Origin of the sequence: Pseudomonas sp. SMSB3 (assembly GCF_052041965.1) — a bacterium.
Classification (GTDB): Bacteria; Pseudomonadota; Gammaproteobacteria; order Pseudomonadales; family Pseudomonadaceae; genus Aquipseudomonas.
The window spans coordinates 460,889-476,416 of record NZ_JBKGGV010000001.1 but is presented as its reverse complement, the minus strand read 5'-3'; the positions used below and the strand labels follow the sequence as shown (position 1 = coordinate 476,416).

Below are 15,528 nucleotides of genomic sequence, written 5' to 3'. Positions count from 1 at the left end.
AACAATAACCAGGCGCTGTCGCCTACAGCCGCAGACCTTTGCAGCCTGTAAGATGGGCGCCCCTTCAATCAGACGCGGATCGCAATGTCCAACGACGCACCCACCGGCCCCGGGCGGCCCAAGGATCTGGCCAAGCGCGAGGCGATACTCGAAGCAGCCAAGGCCCTGTTCCTCAGCCTGGGCTACGCCAACACCAGCATGGATGCGGTCGCTGCGGCGGCAGGTGTTTCAAAACTCACGGTCTACAGCCACTTCACCGACAAACAGACCCTGTTCGGCTCAGCGGTCATGGCAACCTGCCAGAACCAGCTGCCCGATCTGCTGTTCGAGTACCCTGAGGGGGCTGCGCTGGATGAGGTGCTGCTGACCATTGCCCGTGGTTTTCAGGCGCTGATCAGCAGCGATGAGGCGGTCAAACTGACCCGCCTGATCATGGCCCAAGGCAGTCAGGACCCGAGCCTGGGCCAGTACTTCTACGAGGCCGGGCCCAAGCGGGTGCTGGCCGGCATGGAGGCGCTGCTGCGCGGGATCGACCAGCGCGGGCTGCTGCGCATCGCCAACCCGCTGCGCGCCGCCGAGCACTTTTTCTGCCTGGTCAAGGGTGCGCCGGATTACCGCTTGCTGCTCGGCTGCGCCGCGCCGCTGGCCAGCGCCGAGGCCGAGCTGCATGTACGCGAGGTGGTTGCGCTGTTCATTCGCGCGTTCAAGCCTTGAGCGCCTTTTTCGGGTAGATGTCATAACGGCTCGACTTGCCTTCCAGGCTATGGCTCGGCTTGGGCCCGTCGATGATCGGCGCCTTGCGCGGCCGCTTGACCACCACCCGATGGCTGGCCAGCGCCAAGGCCGCCTCGAGCAAGGCCGGCGCATCCAGGTCGTCGCCGACCAGGGGCCGAAATACGCGCATCTCCTTCTTCACCAAGGCGCTCTTGTCACGATGGGGGAACATCGGATCGAGGTAGATCACCTGCGGTGGCTCCCCTTCCCAGGCACGCATACGCTCGATGGCGTTGCCGCTGAGCAGGTGCATGCGCGCCACGATCGGAGCCACTTCCAGGTCCTCGGAGGCTCGCGCCAGGCCGTCCTCCAGCAAGGCGGCGATCAGCGGCTGGCGCTCGATCAAGGTCATCTGGCAGCCCAGGCTGGCCAGCACGAAGGCGTCCTTGCCCAAGCCCGCAGTGGCATCGAGCACGCGCGGGCGCACGCCTTGGGCGATGCCCACGGCCTTGGCGATCATCTGCCCATTACCACCACCGAACTGGCGCCGGTGGGCCGCCTGGCCCTCGACGAAGTCGACCCGCACCGGTCCTGGCGCCTGTGGCCCGAGTTGTTGAATCTGCAGGCCCTCTGGCCCGACCTGCACGGCAAAGCCTGCGCTGGCATCGACCAACGGCAGGCCCAAGCGCTGCGCCCAGCTCATTGCCTGCTCGGTGTATTGCGGCGTCAGCGCCTCGACCCTCAGACCTGCGCCCTGCTCCTGCTCTTGCATCACACCCTGCACTCTAAAATATGGATGAAGCCTTAATGAATCATCGGCCGCGGCCGATACAGGCAATATCCCGCTATTCTGCCAGAGCTCAACGCGCGCGACTGCCATGTCTGAAACGCTTCCCATCGGTTTGACCTATTTGTCGCCAGTCGGCAACTTCGGTCGGCAAAACACTCAGGCCCTCGGCGGCGTCAGCCACCTGTGGCAGGATTTTTTTGCCCGCGCGATGGCTGAGCAGCCTGATGAAGCACCTGACAGCGTGTGCCAGGCCATGGCGCAATACGACCGCGACAGCGGCGAGCCGATTGGCGGCGCCAGAGCGTTGGCGATGATCGAACTGCAGCGCAACTGCCCGGTGCAAGACACCATGGTAGCGCCGCCTGAACCGCTGTTTCTGCCCAAGGCCGAACTCGACGCGCAACTGCTCGAGCCGGCGCCAGAGCCCTTCAGCGTCGCCGAGATGATCCAGCAGCAACGCCAGCTTGACCTCAGCAACAGCTGGCTGCGCCCCGTGGTGATGAGCCAGGGTCAGCCGCTGGCGGAGCCAGGCCCGGCTCCAGCGACCCGCCCACTGCACCTGCCGATCGCTGAATTCGAAACCCACTTGCTCGACCCCGCGCCGCTGCCGTTCGACGAGGCGACCTTGGCCAGGCAGCAACACGATCTGGAGTTCGACACGCACTGGGCGCGCCCGGTAGTGCTGAACAACGTGCGCGCCTACGCCTGAAGTCAGCGGCAGACCTGCCAGCGCCCCATGTCCAGATGAAAGTGATTGTGATGGGCGGCATTGTAGTCAGGCCCCAACACTGTGCTGAAACTGTCGCACGCCGCTTGGCGGACCTGCCTTAGAAACTCGGCTTTCTGCCCACCTGCCTGCCAGTCGCGAGCCAGTACGATACGCTGGCCGTCGCGTAAGCGAAAACCGCTGATGTCCAGCGCATTGGCAGTGGCGTGCTGGCTCAAACGCCCCTGCTGACGGTTGTAGACATTGCGACAGGCAAAGCTGCCCAGGTGATCGACCTGCGCCACCGGCTGGCCGAATACCCGCTGCGCCGCGGGCTGCATGCCATGGCGCTCGAACAGCGCGTACGCCACGGCCAATGGGCAACTGGCGATGAAGCTGCTGCTCAAGCGGGCCTGGCCTCGTTCGATTCGCCACACATTCTGCAACGGGCATTTAGCCGTCGCCGGGCTGTCGGCCTGGGCACGAAACTGCAGCTCGGCGCGCTCCAGTGCCTGGTGGCATAGCGCCGGATCATCGCGCAGCCGCGACAGTTTGTAAGCCGTCAAGCCGTTTGGTGGCTGGCGCACATCCAGCGGCGCCCAAGGGTTCCAGGCGTCCGGAAAGCGCCAGCCGTAATACCAGGCCAGCCCCGCCAGCACTGCAAGCAGGCTACACAGCGCCAGGAAACTGCGCATGCCGGCTTAGCGGCGAAACAGGTCGTTGAGCTGATCGAATGGCAAGGCCTGCTCGCTGTAGCTGAACGTGCCCTGCTCCCGGATCTCCAGCGCCGCGCGCTGTACCGCCCCAAGCGCGGCGCGGGCCAGCGACGAGCCGACGCTGATGCGGCGCACGCCCAAGTCCTGCAGCTGGTTGACGCAGAGCGGCACCCCGGCCAGCCCCATCAGCACGTTGACCGGCTTGGGCGCCAGTGCTTGAACCACTGCGCGCACCTCTTCGGCGCTGCGCAGCCCCGGTGCATACAGCACATCGGCCCCGGCCTCGGCGAAGGCTTGCAGGCGCAGGATGGTGTCGTCCAGATCGAGGCGGCCATGCAACAGGTTTTCAGCCCTGGCGCACAGGGTAAAGGGGAACGGCAAGCTACGCGCGGCTTGTACCGCCGCGCGTACACGGGCTACGGCCAATTCGATATCGTAGATCGGTGCGTCGGCACGGCCGCTGGCGTCCTCGATCGAGCCGCCGACCAAACCGGTTTCGGCCGCTCGCAAGATCGCCTGTGCACAGTCTTCGGGCAAGTCACCAAAACCGTTTTCAAGGTCAGCGGCGACGGGCAAGGGTGTGGCATCGACGATGGCACCGGCATTGTCCAGCGTATCGTCCAGGCTGACCGCGCCTTCTGCGTCCGGCCGACCCAGACTGTACGCCAGCCCGGCGCTGGTGGTGGCCAAGGCTTCGAAACCGAGGCTGGCCAGCAACCTGGCAGAGCCGGCATCCCACGGGTTGGGCATGACGAACGCGCCGTCGCGCTGGTGCAGCGCCTTGAACGCCTCGGCTCGCAGGGTCTGTACATCCATGGTCACAATCTCCGGGTCAGGGAAGGCTCAGAGTAGCCCCAGTTGTTCGACCTCGGGCGCGCGCGGCAATTCAGGCAAAGCGGCAAGACCTGGCAAGCGTGCCATCAAGCGTTGATGAAAACGCTGCGCCAGCGCGGCGGCCTGATGGTTATCGGCAGTGTGCAAGAAGATATAGGGGCTGCGCCCCTCCTCGATCCACAGCGCGATCTTGTCTACCCAGGGCGTCAGAAATGGCTCGTTGCCCGCCACCTGCGGCTGACCGATGAAGCGCACCTGCGGGTGTTGGCTGAACGCCGCCGGACGCGTCGGCACCTTGGGCTTTTTCGACTGCGCATGCAGCACCGCAGGGTCGCGTGAGGTGCAGCTGAACAGCGCGCGCGAATCGAGGCAGATGCGCTCTACCCCGCGCTCGTGCAGCAAGCGGTTGAGCAGCCGTTCCTCTTCGCCTTTGGCAAAGAAGGCCGGATGGCGCACCTCCACCGCGACCGGCACGCCGATGTCATCGAGGAACTGGCAAAGCTCACCTAGCCGCGGCGGGCCGAACGCGGCCGACAGCTGTAACCAGTAAGGCGAGACGCGCTGCCCCAGGGGCGCGAGCAGACGAGTGAAATCCGACGCGGCTTCGAGCTGCTCGCGCAGGTCGCCTTCGTGACTGATATCGCGGGGGAATTTGGCGGTGAAGCGAAAATCCGCGGGCATGGTCTGCGCCCAGCGCGACAACGTGCCAGGGGCGGGACGGGCATAGAAGGTGGTGTTGCCTTCGACGGCATTGAACACCTGGCTGTAAAAGCCAAGCATGTCGTTGGTCGAGGCTTGAGCGGGGTAAAGATAGTCGCGCCAGGCGTTTTCGCTCCAGGACGGACAGCCCAGGTAATACGGCAGAGTCGATGAAGTCATCGCTCAAATGTACAGGTCGAGCCCCATCACATCCATGTCCCAGTCGGTGAACCCGGCGGTGCTCAGGTAACTGGCCAACGCAGTGGCCGTGCGCCGGTCGCGGGCACGCGGGAACACCATGTCCTGCTGACGTGCCGGCAACCCCGCGGTGCGCCGTTGCGCGGCGGCTTGCGGAGCGACTTCACTGTCTTCGATGAGCTCGGCGTCCTCGATACTTTCATCGCGCACCACGGGTTTGCGCGGCGTGCGCTTGACTGGATAAGACTGCGATGAAAAGCCGTCGATACGCATGGGGAAGCACTCGGGACCAATGATTGCAATCTAGCAGCATCAGAGGTCCATCGCTAATGCTTACCTGATAACTGGACCACAGTTTGTGTCAAAGGTTTATCGACATCCGCGATAACCGACGAACAGCCTTAGCGCGCTTTGGGGGTGGCCACGTTGTCACGCAGGTACACCGGCTGCGCCTGTTCGGCAACGATCGCCTCGCCGCGCGCCCACGCAAAGCCGGCCAAGCTGAGAATGTCCAGGGCATGTGGCAAGGCCGTGGCGTTGCTGGCCGTGGCCTGCACTGCCAGGCGCTCGGCATAGCTCCAGCCGGTGCCTGCACCGAACCACTCGCCGCTGCAGCCGGCCGGCAAGGCCACCTGCTCAGGTGGCAGCACCGCTTCGCGACCCTGCAGGCGCATCTCGCCACCGTTGGCCTGATAGCAACCCCAATACACCTCATCCATGCGTGCGTCGATGGCCGCTGCGACCTGCTGCGCGCCGTGCTCGCGCAACGCGCCCTGGGCCAAGGCGGCCAGGTTCGATACCGGCAGCACGGGCCGCTCAAGGGCGAATGCCAAACCTTGAACCACACCGATGGCGATGCGCACACCGGTGAATGCCCCGGGGCCACGGCCAAACGCGATGGCATCCACAGCACTGAGCGGCACGCCAGCGTCGGCCAGCAGCTGCTTGATCATCGGCAGCAGCTTCTGCGCATGCATGCGCGGGATCACCTCGTAATGGCTGGTCACCTTGCCGTCATGCAGCAAGGCGACGGAACAGGCTTCGGTGGCGGTATCCAGGGCCAACAGGGTGGTCATCGAACGGGGTATCCAGGTGCGAGAAAAGAGCGGCAGTATAGAGCAGCCGCGGTCCCTTGGGGAGCGCCCTTGCCGGGGCATCGGACCGATCGCAATAGGGCCGCGAAGCGGCCCCAGGGTGTCAGCGACATGGCAGGGTCGCTTGCATGGACGAGCGACCGCAGAATCTGAGCGCGAATCAGCTCAGGGCAGCCAGCACCTTGGCCGTGATCGCCTCGACCGAGCCCACGCCTTCGATATGGCTGTACTTGGGCTTGCCACCGTTAGCGGCCGACAGCTTCTGGTAGAAGTCCACCAGCGGCTTGGTCTGGCTGTGATAAACCGAGAGGCGGTGGCGCACGGTTTCTTCCTTGTCGTCGTCGCGCTGGATCAGCTCCTCGCCGGTGACGTCATCCTTGCCTTCGACCTTCGGTGGGTTGTACTGAATATGGTAGGTGCGGCCCGAGGCCAGGTGCACGCGACGGCCCGCCATGCGGCCGACGATCTCTTCGTCATCGACGGCGATCTCGACCACTGCATCGATATCGACGCCGGCGGCGACCATGGCTTCGGCTTGCGGGATGGTGCGCGGGAAACCATCGAACAGGCAGCCCTTGGCGCAGTCTGGCTGGGCGATGCGCTCCTTGACCAGGCCGATGATCAGCTCATCGGAAACCAGTTGGCCGGCGTCCATGACTTTCTTCAGCTCCAGACCCAGCGGGGTACCGGCCTTGACGGCGGCACGCAGCATGTCACCGGTGGAGATCTGGGGAATACCGAACTTTTCGGTGATGAACTTTGCCTGAGTACCTTTACCGGCCCCGGGAGCTCCCAGCAGAATTACACGCATCTCGTGCTCCTCAAATTTTTGTATGAAATTCAATGGATTCGGCAAGCGAGGCCAAGTCCGGAAAATCGGGTATGACCACAAATCGGTCAGAAGGCTGCTCAAGATACACAGCGCCCGGCAGCCAGACAAGCGCCCCAAAGGAGCAGCCGTGCGTCATTGCGGCCCACCGTCAGCGGCGGTTGCGCCTGGCGCAACCGTTGCCCAGGCCTCAAGCGGCGCTCTGCCCAGCGCACCGCCAGCGACCGCGCCTGCCACGTTCAACCGGTGTTGCGCAACCCCGCAGCGATACCCGCGACGGTGACGAGCAAGGCCTGCTCCAATGGGCTATCCAGAGCGGCTTCGCGGCTGCGCGAGCGTGCCAGCAACTCGGCCTGCAGACGGTGCAGCGGGTCCAGGTAGGTGTTGCGCAAGCTGATGAATTCCAAGGTCTCGGGGCTGTGCGCCAGTAGCACCGGCTGGCCCGTCAGGCCTAGCACCACTTGGCAGCACTGCGACAATAGGTCGCGCAGCTGTGCACCCAAAGCGAGCAGCTGCGGTTGCACCAGACGTTGGTCGTAGGCTTCGGCAATTTGCGCGTCGGCCTTGGCCAGGACCATTTCCAGCATGTCGATGCGGGTGCGGAAGAACGGCCACTGTTCACGCATCTGCGCCAGCAATTCACCCTGGCCGCGGGCCAAGGCATTGCTCAGGGCAGTCTCCCAGCCCAGCCAGGCTGGCAGCATCAGGCGCGTCTGCGTCCAACCGAAGATCCACGGGATCGCTCGCAGGCTTTCGATACCGCCGGCGCGGCGCTTGGCCGGGCGGCTGCCCAACGGCAGGCGGCCAAGTTCCTGCTCGGGAGTCGATTGCCGGAAATACTCGACGAAGTCAGGATTCTCGCGCACCACATCGCGATAGGCCTTGACCCCATCGGCGGCCAGTTGGTCCATCAACGTGCGCCAGGCAGGCTCTGGCGGAGGCGGTGGCAGCAATGTGGCCTCCAGCACCGCGGCCAGGTAAAGGTTGAGGTTTTGTTCGGCAATGCCGGGCAGGCCGAACTTGAAGCGGATCATCTCGCCTTGTTCGGTGGTGCGGAAACGCCCGGCTACCGAGCCTGGTGGCTGCGACAGGATCGCCGCGTGCGCCGGCCCGCCGCCGCGTCCGACCGTGCCGCCACGGCCATGGAACAGCAGCAGTTCGACCTCGTGGGCGCGGCAGATGCGCACCAGGTTTTCCTGGGCCCGATACTGTGCCCAGGCCGCCGCCGTGGTGCCGGCATCCTTGGCCGAATCGGAATAGCCGATCATCACTTCCTGCGGCCCGTGCAGGCTGGCGCGGTAGCTGGGCAGGCCGAGCAGCCGCTCGATCACAGGCCCGGCGTTATCCAGGTCGGCGAGGGTTTCGAATAGCGGCACCACGCGCATCGGCCGGGTCAGGCCGGCCTCCTTGAGCAGCAGTTGCACAGCCAGCACATCGGAGGCCGCCCCTGCCATGGAAATCACATAGGAACCCAGCGATGCCCCCGGCGCCGCCGCGATTTCACGGCAGGTGGCAAGCACTTCAGCCGTTTCTGCCTGCGGTTGGAAGTGCCTTGGCAACAGCGGCCGGCGGTTCTCCAGCTCGCTCAGCAGGAAGCTCACGCGCTGCTCTTCGTCCCACTCGGCATAGCTGCCAAGACCAAGGTACTCGGTGATTTCGCTCAGCGCATCGCGATGCCTGGCCGCGTCCTGGCGCACGTCCAGCCGGCCCAGGAACAGGCCAAAGGTCACCGCCCGGCGCAGGCTGTCGAGCAGCGGGCCATCGGCGATCACGCCCATGCCGCAGTCGTGCAGCGACTGGTGACACAGCTGCAACGGGGTGATCAGGTCGCGGTTGTCCTCCAGCACCTCGGCGCTCGGCACCTGCTGGCTGCTGAGCGCGGCATGGGCCCAGGCGCGGGTCGCGCGCAGGCGCTCGCGCAGCTGCTTGAGCACTGCCCGATACGGCTCGGCGCTGTCGCCAACCTGTTCGCGCAGCGCGCTGCTGGCCTGCTGCATGGACAGTTCGGCCGCCAGTGCATCGACGTCGCGCAGGAACAGATCCGCCGCCATCCAGCGCGCCAGCAGCAGTACCTCGCGAGTCACCGGGGCGGTGACGTTGGGGTTGCCATCGCGATCACCGCCCATCCAGGAGGCGAAGCGGATGGGCGCCGCTTGCAACGGCAAGCGCTGGCCTGTGGCCTCGAACAACGCCGCATCGACCTTGCGCAGATGGCTGGGTACGGCGTGCCAAAGCGAGTGTTCGATGACGGCAAAGCCCCACTTGGCTTCGTCCACAGGGGTCGGCCGGGTGCGGCGAATCTCTTCGGTGTGCCAGGCCTCGGCGATCAGTCGGCGCAGGCGCTCGCGCACCTGTTCGCGCTCGGCATCGGTCAGATCGCGATGGTCCTGCACTGCCAACTGTGCGGCGATGGCATCGTATTTCTGGATCAACGTGCGCCGCGCGACCTCGGTCGGGTGGGCGGTAAGCACCAGCTGGATATCCAGCGTCGCCAGTTGCTGGGCCAGCGCCTGCGGCGTGTGCCCCGCGGCTTTGAGGCGCGCCAGCAGCTCGGGCAGCACTCGCGCTTCGAAAGGCGCCGCCTGGCCAGGATCCCGACGGCGAATGAGCTGATACTGCTCGGCGATGTTGGCGAGATTGAGGAATTGGTTGAACGCTCGCGCCACCGGCAGCAGGTCTTCGTCGGCAAGGTCGGCCAGGGTCGAGCTGAGTTTTTCGCCGGGGCCACGGCGGTCGGCCTTGGCGCTGTGGCGGATGTCCTCGATCTTCTGCAGGAACGCTTCGGCGTATTGCTCGCGAATGGTATCGCCCAGCAACTCACCCAATACATGAACATCTTCACGCAAGCGCACATCGATATCAGCCATTGGCCCTCTCTCCGGCGCGGCTGCGCCGCGCTCCACCAGGAAACCTCACCGGCCCAAGAGTGCCCACAGGCAAGGCGCGCTGGCAAGCCACCGTGTGCAAAGCAAACTAAAATCAACCCAGCGCAGTCCGATGCAATGCAGCCTACCGAGGCGTTGACAGAGGTCATCATGAAAATCCGCGAACTCGCCCAACACTGGGAACAAAACGCCGCCGGCACCCTGAGCCGCACCGGCCATACCTTGCATCTGGACCTGGAGTCCGAAGCGCGCCTGGCCGCCTTGATCGACATGTATCCCAAGCGCACGGCCGAGGAGCTGCTCGGCGAACTGGTAGCCGCCGCCCTGGAAGAGCTGGAGGCCAGTTTCCCGTATGTGCAAGGCCAGAGGGTCATCGCCACTGACGAAGAAGGTGATCCATTATTCGAGGACATCGGCTCTACGCCGCGCTTTCTGGCGCTGTCGCGACGCCACCTGCACGATCTGAGCAACACCGGCGACGATCACGAAAACTGAGCTTCCAGCCCCACTGGCCGGGCCTGCAACGGGTCCGGCATACCGCCGTGATACGCAGAAGTTCCTGGGCAAAACCGCTGACCGGTTAGTCAGAAATAGATAGCCAGCTCAGCGACTTTTTTCGGAACTATTCAAAAAACGTTCAAGTCCGAGCCAATAGCCATCACGCTAAAACCCAGCACACCTGCCAGGTTGGAGCCCAAGCGCCAGCGCAGGCAATGCCAGGATTAAGCGATGGACTGCTACGGACATCGTCGTTATCAGGAGTGATCCAATGGAGCTGACCACCATGAAGACCCGCACTTCGAAACTCTCATCCACCCACCTGCGCGGGATCAAGCTGGCCGCGCTGGCCCTGGGCAGTAGCCTGGTTCTGGCCGGCTGTGCGGGCAACCCGCCCACCGAGCAGTACGCTGTGACCCAGTCTGCGGTGAACTCCGCCGTCAGCGCCGGTGGTACCGAGTTCGCTGCCGTGGAAATGAAAGCTGCGCAGGACAAGTTCAAGCAAGCTGAAATCGCCATGCACGACAAGAAGTATGACGAAGCCAAGCGACTGGCCGAACAGGCCGAGTGGGATGCCCGCGTCGCCGAACGCAAAGCCCAGGCGGCCAAGGCCCAGAAGGCCGTACAGGATGCCCGCCAAGGCGTTCAGGACGTACGTCAGGAAGGCCTGCGCAGCGCCCAGTAAGCGCCGCCTCGCCGTCAAGCCTTCGTTATCGATCAAAGGATGAACACTATGCGCAATTACGTCATGATTCCCGCCCTGCTGGCCCTGAGCGTCGGTCTCGCTGCTTGCTCGCACGACCCGAACCCTAACCTGGAGTCGGCCCGTACCAACTTCTCGGCACTGCAAAGCGATCCGCAGGCCAGCAAAGTGGCTGCCCTTGAAACCAAGGACGCCCAGGACTGGCTGAACAAGGCCGACAAAGCCTACATGGACCGCGATGACTCGGACAAAGTCGATCAGCTGGCTTACCTGACCAACCAGCGCGTCGAAGTGGCCAAGCAGACCATCGCCCTGCGCTCGGCCGAGAACGAGCTGAAGAACGCCGCAGCACAGCGCGCTCAAGCCAAGCTGGACGCCCGTGACGCCCAGATCGCCAAGCTGCAGGACAGCCTGAACGCCAAACAGACTGACCGCGGTACCCTGGTGACCTTCGGCGACGTGCTGTTCGACTTCAACAAGGCCGAGCTCAAGAGCAACGCTTACCCGAACATCACCAAGCTGGCTCAGTTCCTCCAGGAAAACCCTGAGCGCAAGGTGATCGTCGAGGGTTACACCGACAGCGTCGGTTCGGCCAGCTACAACCAGAGCTTGTCCGAGCGCCGTGCCAACAGCGTGCGCATGGCCCTGGTACGTGCCGGTGTCGACCCAGCGCGCATCGTCGCCCAAGGCTACGGCAAAGAGTATCCGGTGGCTGACAACGGCAGCAATTCGGGCCGTGCCCAGAACCGTCGCGTGGAAGTGACCATCTCCAACGACAACCAGCCAGTGGCACCGCGTTCGAGCCAGGGCAAGTAACACACCCGGTTCGCTGAACGAGAACCCCGCGAAAACGCGGGGTTTTTTTCGTCTGCTGCCAAGCGCTTCAGCTCATTGGCTTTGCTGTGGGGTTTCCTGGCCCATGCAGCGCACCGCCCGCTTGCGCCCATCCACCAGCACACCGGTCAGGCCTTTTTGCTGGGTATCGAACAACACCAGAACGCCGTCCACGCACTGGGCCACCTGCGCCGCCGGGTCGAGCGACACCTTGTAATCCTCGCCGGGAATGGTCTTGAGCATGGTGAAGTCCTGCAACAGCAGCGCATCCTCGGGCTTGGCGAAATGCAGGTAGCCGTAGTACCAGAGGGCCCCCACCGTCACGACGATGCTGCCAACACCGGTCAGGATCAGAGGGATGGCATTGCGTTCGTCACTCATTGCGCGTTGTTCTCATCGGGGTAGTTGGGCACTTCGGCGAGCCGCCGCAGGCCGTTGAAGTGGCTGGGGTCATCGAGAAAACGCAGCATCACCTGCCGCCATAGCGGATCGGCGAAAGTCTGCACGTGGCCGCCGCGGGTCAGTTGCAGCACACGTGGAGGCGGCGCGTGCTGATACAGGGTGATAGCGCTTTGCATCGGCACCAGGTCGTCGTCGATGCTGTGGAAGAACAGCTTCGGGGGGCTGCTCAGCTGCTCGATCGAGCGGATCGCACTGTCGCCGTCCGGCACCAGCCAGGACAGCGGCACCTGCAGCGGCCAGGTCATCCACGAGGTGCTCAGGGCATAACGGCCCACCGCCCGATAGCTGGCCGGCACGCCGTCGAACACCAGGGCGGCGAAGCGCTGGCGTTGCTCGGGGTGCTGCGCCAGGTAATGGATGGCCATGGCGCCGCCCAGGCTTTGCCCGAGCAAGACCAGGGGCTTGCCTTTCACCTGCGGTGCCTGCTCCAGCCAGCTCATGGCGGCCGCGATGTCCTGGTAGACCTGCGGCAAGCGCGGCTTGCCCTGCGACAGCCCGTAGCCGCGGTAGTCGATCATCAGCACCTGATAGCCCTGCTCAGGCAACCAGTAGCTGCCGCCCAGGTGGCCCGGCAAGTTGCCGCCATTGCCGTGCAGGTGCAGCACCGTGCCCTTGACCGCGACGCCGGCTTTGGCCGGCAGCCACCAGCCATGCAAACGTACCCCATCGCTGGTGGTCAGGGTAACGTCGCGGTACGCCAGCTTGGCCCGCTCAGGGGTGAAGGCCTGGCCGGGCTCGGGGTAGAACAACAAGCTGCTGCACCCGCCCAGCGCGAGCAGCAGCATGCCCGCCGCGAGCTGGCGGCAGCGCTTAGAGAATATTCGCGTAGTCGGCTTCAATGCGATCGAGGCTCAAATGGTTGAGGAAGTTGGAAAAGCACATCCAGGCCGACAGCGCGTTGAGGTCGCGGAACTGTTCGGGCAGGTACTTGGGCGGTTCGACCAGCCCTTCCTCGACCAGTTGGCGCAGGGTGCGCATGTCTTCGAGGGTGGTCTTGCCGCAAAACAGCAGCGGGATCTGTTCGAGCTTGCCCTTCTTCACGGCCAACTGAATGTAGTTGTAAACCATGATGAAACCCTTGAGGTAGGACAAATCCTTGGTGAACGGCAGGCCGTCGGGCACCGAGCCACGGAACACCCGGCTGGCGTTGCTGTAGCTTTGCTCGACGTCGAAGCCTTGGTCGTGGAAGAAGTTGAACACCTGAAGGAAATCGGCACCCTCCTCGACCATGTGAATGGCGCGGGTGCGGTTGGTCAGCTTGCGCAAGCGGCTGGGGTAGGAGGCGAAGGCGATGACCTCCATCAGGATGGCCAGGCCTTCCTGGGTCACCGTTGAAGACGGCGGCCCCTTGGCCAGAAACGTGCAGATCGGCTGGTTCAGGCCATTGAGCGTGGTGCCCACGTGCACCAGGCCTTCGTGCACTTCAAGGGCGCGCACGTCGCGGTCGTTGAACACCGCGTCAGCGCGCACCTTGATGTAGTCGGCGCCGGCCGCCGCATCGGCGACGATGCCGTCGGACTCGAACACGCGGATGGTGCCCTCGGCCTCGCCGAATACCTTGTTGAGGCGGCGCTGGAGGATGTCCACCGCCTCCTTGGCGGTGAGGTTCTTCGGCTCATCCTTCAGGTCGCCGCGCCCGTCGATGTTGTTCAGGTAGTCCGACAGCATCAGGCCCAGGTCGGCCAGGGTCGGATCGCCTGCGTGAAAGGCATCGGACGCGGCGCCGTACAACTCCTGCGAGATCAAGCCGAAATCTTCGGTGCCGCGCGCCTCGAGCATGCGCACGACCATGCGGTACTCGCGGCACATGCGCTTCATGATCTGCCCGACCGGGTTGAATTGGCCCAGCCTGCGAATGATATCGCGCTCGATGGCCTGAAATTCGGCCTTCACCGCACTGGAATCGAATGCCAGCGGACGGGCCTGGTAGTACTCGCGGTTGACCGCAGGCGGCTCCTTGCCTTTGGCTTTGAGAAAGCCCTGACGGATGTTTTCGTCCCACTTGACCGCATCCAGCACCCGAATCGGGGTCTGCGCCGCGACGATGCGGTCGGACAAGGTGCGTATGGTTTGCTGATACTCGTCCACCGTGGACTCCTTTCTAGATCACGCGACAAACCTTGCTGGGTCTGCACCGATGGCTACTGACCGGAGCGTTGGAACCGCGCCACTTCGACGAACAGGTCGGAATTGGCCGGGTCGTCCAGATACGCCAGCACCCGGGCCGGCGGACTGTCGATCAGCACGCCATCGCCATTGTCGTCAGGCACCTGGATGCTGCGTCCGCTCAGCTCCTTCTTGTCGATTGCCTGCTGCACCTGCTCGAGGTCGAGGTTGTAGATGACCAGTTGCTTGCCATCGACGATGTCGAAGCCGCCAATCAGGAAGTTGCCGCCCAGCCGCTTGGGCACAGCCGCCGACAGGTACCAGCGGTTGCCATGGCGCGAAACGGTGAAGCTGTAGTGCTCAGGCGCCTTACCCTGGGCTTTGGCCACGGCTTTGTAGGCATCGCCAGCGCCGCGACTGATGGTCAGCTTGAGCGGCTCGCCCCAGGCATCCTTGCTGCTCCACGTACCGACCAGGCCCTTGGGCGCTGCCTGGTGGCTGGCCAGCGGTTCGTGGAAAGTCACCAGACAACCACCCAGGAGCAGGAATGACAACGTCAACAACACCACACGCCAGGCTTTCATCAGGCTCTCCTTGATCAATCGTTCTCGGCTCAGGTCGCTGCCAGCACCAGATGCAGGTAGCGGGTAAGCATAGCGAGCATCTGCCCATCGGCCTGCGCATCGGCATCCTTGAGCAGCCCCTGATATTCCATCTGCTCGATAATCGCCGTCAACATGTGGGCGTCCTGTTCGGGCTGCTTGGAGCCGACCACTTGCAGCAACTGCCGCGCACCGTGCAGCAGGATCTGCTCGTGGGCGCAGACCAGTTCGGCCAGACGCGGGCACAACAGGGCTTCCTGGCGGAAGGCCTGCTCGGCCATCATGAAATCGCGGCGGGTGTGCAACTGGCGCTGGACGTAGTCGACGGTCATGCGCGCGATGTCGTCGGCCAGGCGCGCCCGTGCCCGTGCACTGCCATCGCCCTGGGCGAGCAGTTGGCGCAGCACGCCTTCGGTGTTGGCCCAGAGCTTGGCCATGTAGTCGGCGCTACGCTCGACGTAGCGGGCGAAGGTGTCGGTGAGCAGGTCTTCGATATCCTTGAAATAGTAGGTGGTGGCCGACAACGGCACACCGGCCTCGGCGGCCACCGCGCGATGGCGAACGCCGCGCACGCCATCGCGCACGACGATGCGCATGGCCGCATCGAGGATCAACTGACGGCGCTGTTCGCTGCCTTGACGGGCAGTCTTGCGGCCTTGGTATTGCACGCTTTCGGCGACGGCGGTGGCGATGCCGGCGGCGCCTTGATCAGGCATTGCGGGTGTCACTGGGCTTACCTCTGGAGATAGCTGCACGCTACGAGCTGCAGGCTGCAAGAAAAAGCAGCGGGCGTGTGCTGCAGTATCGATGTTGGCTTTGGCTTGTGGCTTGCAGCTGAAAAAAAGCCGCCTTGCGGCG

The 15,528-nt window shown here is 64.2% G+C and carries 18 protein-coding genes; 5 read left to right on the top strand and 13 right to left on the bottom strand.

All coding sequences use genetic code 11. The features are described from left to right. The first annotated feature begins 84 nt into the window (after positions 1 to 84). Positions 85 to 714 carry a TetR/AcrR family transcriptional regulator gene (locus ACLEJW_RS02175; protein WP_313297528.1) on the top strand — a complete coding sequence of 210 codons (630 nt, stop codon included), beginning with the start codon at positions 85 to 87 and terminating at the stop codon, positions 712 to 714. Here ACLEJW_RS02175 and ACLEJW_RS02170 read toward each other — a convergent pair. Then, complete coding sequence (locus tag ACLEJW_RS02170; RefSeq protein ID WP_145185625.1) at positions 704 to 1,486, bottom strand: class I SAM-dependent methyltransferase; 783 nt, start codon at positions 1,484 to 1,486, stop codon at positions 704 to 706. The two genes, ACLEJW_RS02175 and ACLEJW_RS02170, sit on opposite strands and share 11 nt — an antisense overlap. A 106-nt stretch (positions 1,487 to 1,592) precedes the next feature. On the opposite strand from ACLEJW_RS02170, the gene ACLEJW_RS02165 reads away from it, so the two are divergent. After that, positions 1,593 to 2,213 (top strand): energy transducer TonB, encoded by a 621-nt coding sequence (locus ACLEJW_RS02165; RefSeq protein ID WP_145185622.1) that lies wholly within the window; start codon positions 1,593 to 1,595, stop codon positions 2,211 to 2,213. A 2-nt stretch (positions 2,214 to 2,215) separates the two neighbouring features. On the opposite strand, the gene ACLEJW_RS02160 is transcribed toward ACLEJW_RS02165, so the two are convergent. From ACLEJW_RS02160 to ppc, 7 genes are all read right to left on the bottom strand, one after another. Beyond that, positions 2,216 to 2,905, bottom strand: a complete 690-nt coding sequence (locus tag ACLEJW_RS02160; protein ID WP_440776923.1) for an extensin-like domain-containing protein — start codon at positions 2,903 to 2,905, stop codon at positions 2,216 to 2,218. A gap of 6 nt (positions 2,906 to 2,911) precedes the next feature. After that, the gene (locus ACLEJW_RS02155) at positions 2,912 to 3,742 is read right to left on the bottom strand and encodes an isocitrate lyase/PEP mutase family protein (protein WP_145185617.1); all 831 of its coding nucleotides are present in this window, start codon (positions 3,740 to 3,742) and stop codon (positions 2,912 to 2,914) included. A gap of 27 nt (positions 3,743 to 3,769) precedes the next feature. Further along, entirely contained in the window at positions 3,770 to 4,639 is an 870-nt protein-coding gene (locus tag ACLEJW_RS02150) for a DUF72 domain-containing protein (protein WP_313297539.1), read from the bottom strand. A 3-nt stretch (positions 4,640 to 4,642) separates the two neighbouring features. Further along, positions 4,643 to 4,930 carry a hypothetical protein gene (locus tag ACLEJW_RS02145; RefSeq protein ID WP_145185611.1) on the bottom strand — a complete coding sequence of 96 codons (288 nt, stop codon included), beginning with the start codon at positions 4,928 to 4,930 and terminating at the stop codon, positions 4,643 to 4,645. A 128-nt stretch (positions 4,931 to 5,058) separates the two neighbouring features. Further along, complete coding sequence (gene tsaB / locus ACLEJW_RS02140) at positions 5,059 to 5,733, bottom strand: tRNA (adenosine(37)-N6)-threonylcarbamoyltransferase complex dimerization subunit type 1 TsaB (protein ID WP_313297544.1); 675 nt, start codon at positions 5,731 to 5,733, stop codon at positions 5,059 to 5,061. 178 nt (positions 5,734 to 5,911) lie between these two features. After that, positions 5,912 to 6,562, bottom strand: a complete 651-nt coding sequence (adk, locus tag ACLEJW_RS02135; RefSeq protein ID WP_145185605.1) for an adenylate kinase — start codon at positions 6,560 to 6,562, stop codon at positions 5,912 to 5,914. 257 nt (positions 6,563 to 6,819) lie between these two features. Beyond that, positions 6,820 to 9,447 (bottom strand): phosphoenolpyruvate carboxylase, encoded by a 2,628-nt coding sequence (ppc, locus tag ACLEJW_RS02130; protein WP_313297549.1) that lies wholly within the window; start codon positions 9,445 to 9,447, stop codon positions 6,820 to 6,822. A gap of 168 nt (positions 9,448 to 9,615) precedes the next feature. On the opposite strand from ppc, the gene ACLEJW_RS02125 reads away from it, so the two are divergent. The 3 genes from ACLEJW_RS02125 to ACLEJW_RS02115 all read left to right on the top strand — a co-directional run bounded on the left by ACLEJW_RS02125 (position 9,616) and on the right by ACLEJW_RS02115 (position 11,482). Next, positions 9,616 to 9,960: a pilin assembly protein gene (locus ACLEJW_RS02125; protein ID WP_313297552.1), complete on the top strand. Its 345-nt coding sequence runs from the start codon at positions 9,616 to 9,618 to the stop codon at positions 9,958 to 9,960. A gap of 274 nt (positions 9,961 to 10,234) precedes the next feature. After that, on the top strand, positions 10,235 to 10,648 hold the full coding sequence (locus ACLEJW_RS02120) for a DUF4398 domain-containing protein (protein WP_145185596.1): 414 nt from the start codon (positions 10,235 to 10,237) through the stop codon (positions 10,646 to 10,648). A gap of 48 nt (positions 10,649 to 10,696) precedes the next feature. Beyond that, positions 10,697 to 11,482: an OmpA family protein gene (locus tag ACLEJW_RS02115; protein WP_145185593.1), complete on the top strand. Its 786-nt coding sequence runs from the start codon at positions 10,697 to 10,699 to the stop codon at positions 11,480 to 11,482. Between the two features lie 72 nt (positions 11,483 to 11,554). Here the strand turns inward: ACLEJW_RS02115 and ACLEJW_RS02110 are convergent, their stop codons facing one another. Genes ACLEJW_RS02110 through ACLEJW_RS02090 form a run of 5 tightly spaced genes read right to left on the bottom strand, consistent with a single transcriptional unit; the run spans position 11,555 to position 15,386 of the window. Continuing rightward, complete coding sequence (locus tag ACLEJW_RS02110; protein ID WP_145185591.1) at positions 11,555 to 11,881, bottom strand: hypothetical protein; 327 nt, start codon at positions 11,879 to 11,881, stop codon at positions 11,555 to 11,557. After that, positions 11,878 to 12,801, bottom strand: coding sequence for an alpha/beta hydrolase (locus tag ACLEJW_RS02105; protein WP_145185588.1), 924 nt, complete (start codon positions 12,799 to 12,801; stop codon positions 11,878 to 11,880). The genes ACLEJW_RS02110 and ACLEJW_RS02105 overlap by 4 nt, the downstream gene beginning before the upstream one ends. After that, complete coding sequence (locus tag ACLEJW_RS02100) at positions 12,773 to 14,050, bottom strand: flavohemoglobin expression-modulating QEGLA motif protein (RefSeq protein WP_145185586.1); 1,278 nt, start codon at positions 14,048 to 14,050, stop codon at positions 12,773 to 12,775. Before ACLEJW_RS02100 ends, ACLEJW_RS02105 begins: the two co-directional genes overlap by 29 nt. Before the next feature lie 53 nt (positions 14,051 to 14,103). Next, entirely contained in the window at positions 14,104 to 14,652 is a 549-nt protein-coding gene (locus ACLEJW_RS02095; RefSeq protein WP_145185583.1) for a hypothetical protein, read from the bottom strand. 29 nt (positions 14,653 to 14,681) lie between these two features. Then, a complete protein-coding gene (locus ACLEJW_RS02090) occupies positions 14,682 to 15,386 on the bottom strand; it encodes a TetR/AcrR family transcriptional regulator (protein ID WP_145185580.1) in 705 nt (234 codons plus the stop codon). Positions 15,387 to 15,528: the final 142 nt, after the last annotated feature.

Bases quoted from the DNA above. Each gene is read 5' to 3' on its own strand.
- ACLEJW_RS02175 (WP_313297528.1), top strand. From the start codon at position 85: ATGTCCAACGACGCACCCACCGGCCCCGGGCGGCCCAAGGATCTGGCC.
- ACLEJW_RS02170 (WP_145185625.1), bottom strand. From the start codon at position 1,486: ATGCAAGAGCAGGAGCAGGGCGCAGGTCTGAGGGTCGAGGCGCTGACG.
- ACLEJW_RS02165 (WP_145185622.1), top strand. From the start codon at position 1,593: ATGTCTGAAACGCTTCCCATCGGTTTGACCTATTTGTCGCCAGTCGGC.
- ACLEJW_RS02160 (WP_440776923.1), bottom strand. From the start codon at position 2,905: ATGCGCAGTTTCCTGGCGCTGTGTAGCCTGCTTGCAGTGCTGGCGGGG.
- ACLEJW_RS02155 (WP_145185617.1), bottom strand. From the start codon at position 3,742: ATGGATGTACAGACCCTGCGAGCCGAGGCGTTCAAGGCGCTGCACCAG.
- ACLEJW_RS02150 (WP_313297539.1), bottom strand. From the start codon at position 4,639: ATGACTTCATCGACTCTGCCGTATTACCTGGGCTGTCCGTCCTGGAGC.
- ACLEJW_RS02145 (WP_145185611.1), bottom strand. From the start codon at position 4,930: ATGCGTATCGACGGCTTTTCATCGCAGTCTTATCCAGTCAAGCGCACG.
- tsaB (WP_313297544.1), bottom strand. From the start codon at position 5,733: ATGACCACCCTGTTGGCCCTGGATACCGCCACCGAAGCCTGTTCCGTC.
- adk (WP_145185605.1), bottom strand. From the start codon at position 6,562: ATGCGTGTAATTCTGCTGGGAGCTCCCGGGGCCGGTAAAGGTACTCAG.
- ppc (WP_313297549.1), bottom strand. From the start codon at position 9,447: ATGGCTGATATCGATGTGCGCTTGCGTGAAGATGTTCATGTATTGGGT.
- ACLEJW_RS02125 (WP_313297552.1), top strand. From the start codon at position 9,616: ATGAAAATCCGCGAACTCGCCCAACACTGGGAACAAAACGCCGCCGGC.
- ACLEJW_RS02120 (WP_145185596.1), top strand. From the start codon at position 10,235: ATGGAGCTGACCACCATGAAGACCCGCACTTCGAAACTCTCATCCACC.
- ACLEJW_RS02115 (WP_145185593.1), top strand. From the start codon at position 10,697: ATGCGCAATTACGTCATGATTCCCGCCCTGCTGGCCCTGAGCGTCGGT.
- ACLEJW_RS02110 (WP_145185591.1), bottom strand. From the start codon at position 11,881: ATGAGTGACGAACGCAATGCCATCCCTCTGATCCTGACCGGTGTTGGC.
- ACLEJW_RS02095 (WP_145185583.1), bottom strand. From the start codon at position 14,652: ATGAAAGCCTGGCGTGTGGTGTTGTTGACGTTGTCATTCCTGCTCCTG.
- ACLEJW_RS02090 (WP_145185580.1), bottom strand. From the start codon at position 15,386: ATGCCTGATCAAGGCGCCGCCGGCATCGCCACCGCCGTCGCCGAAAGC.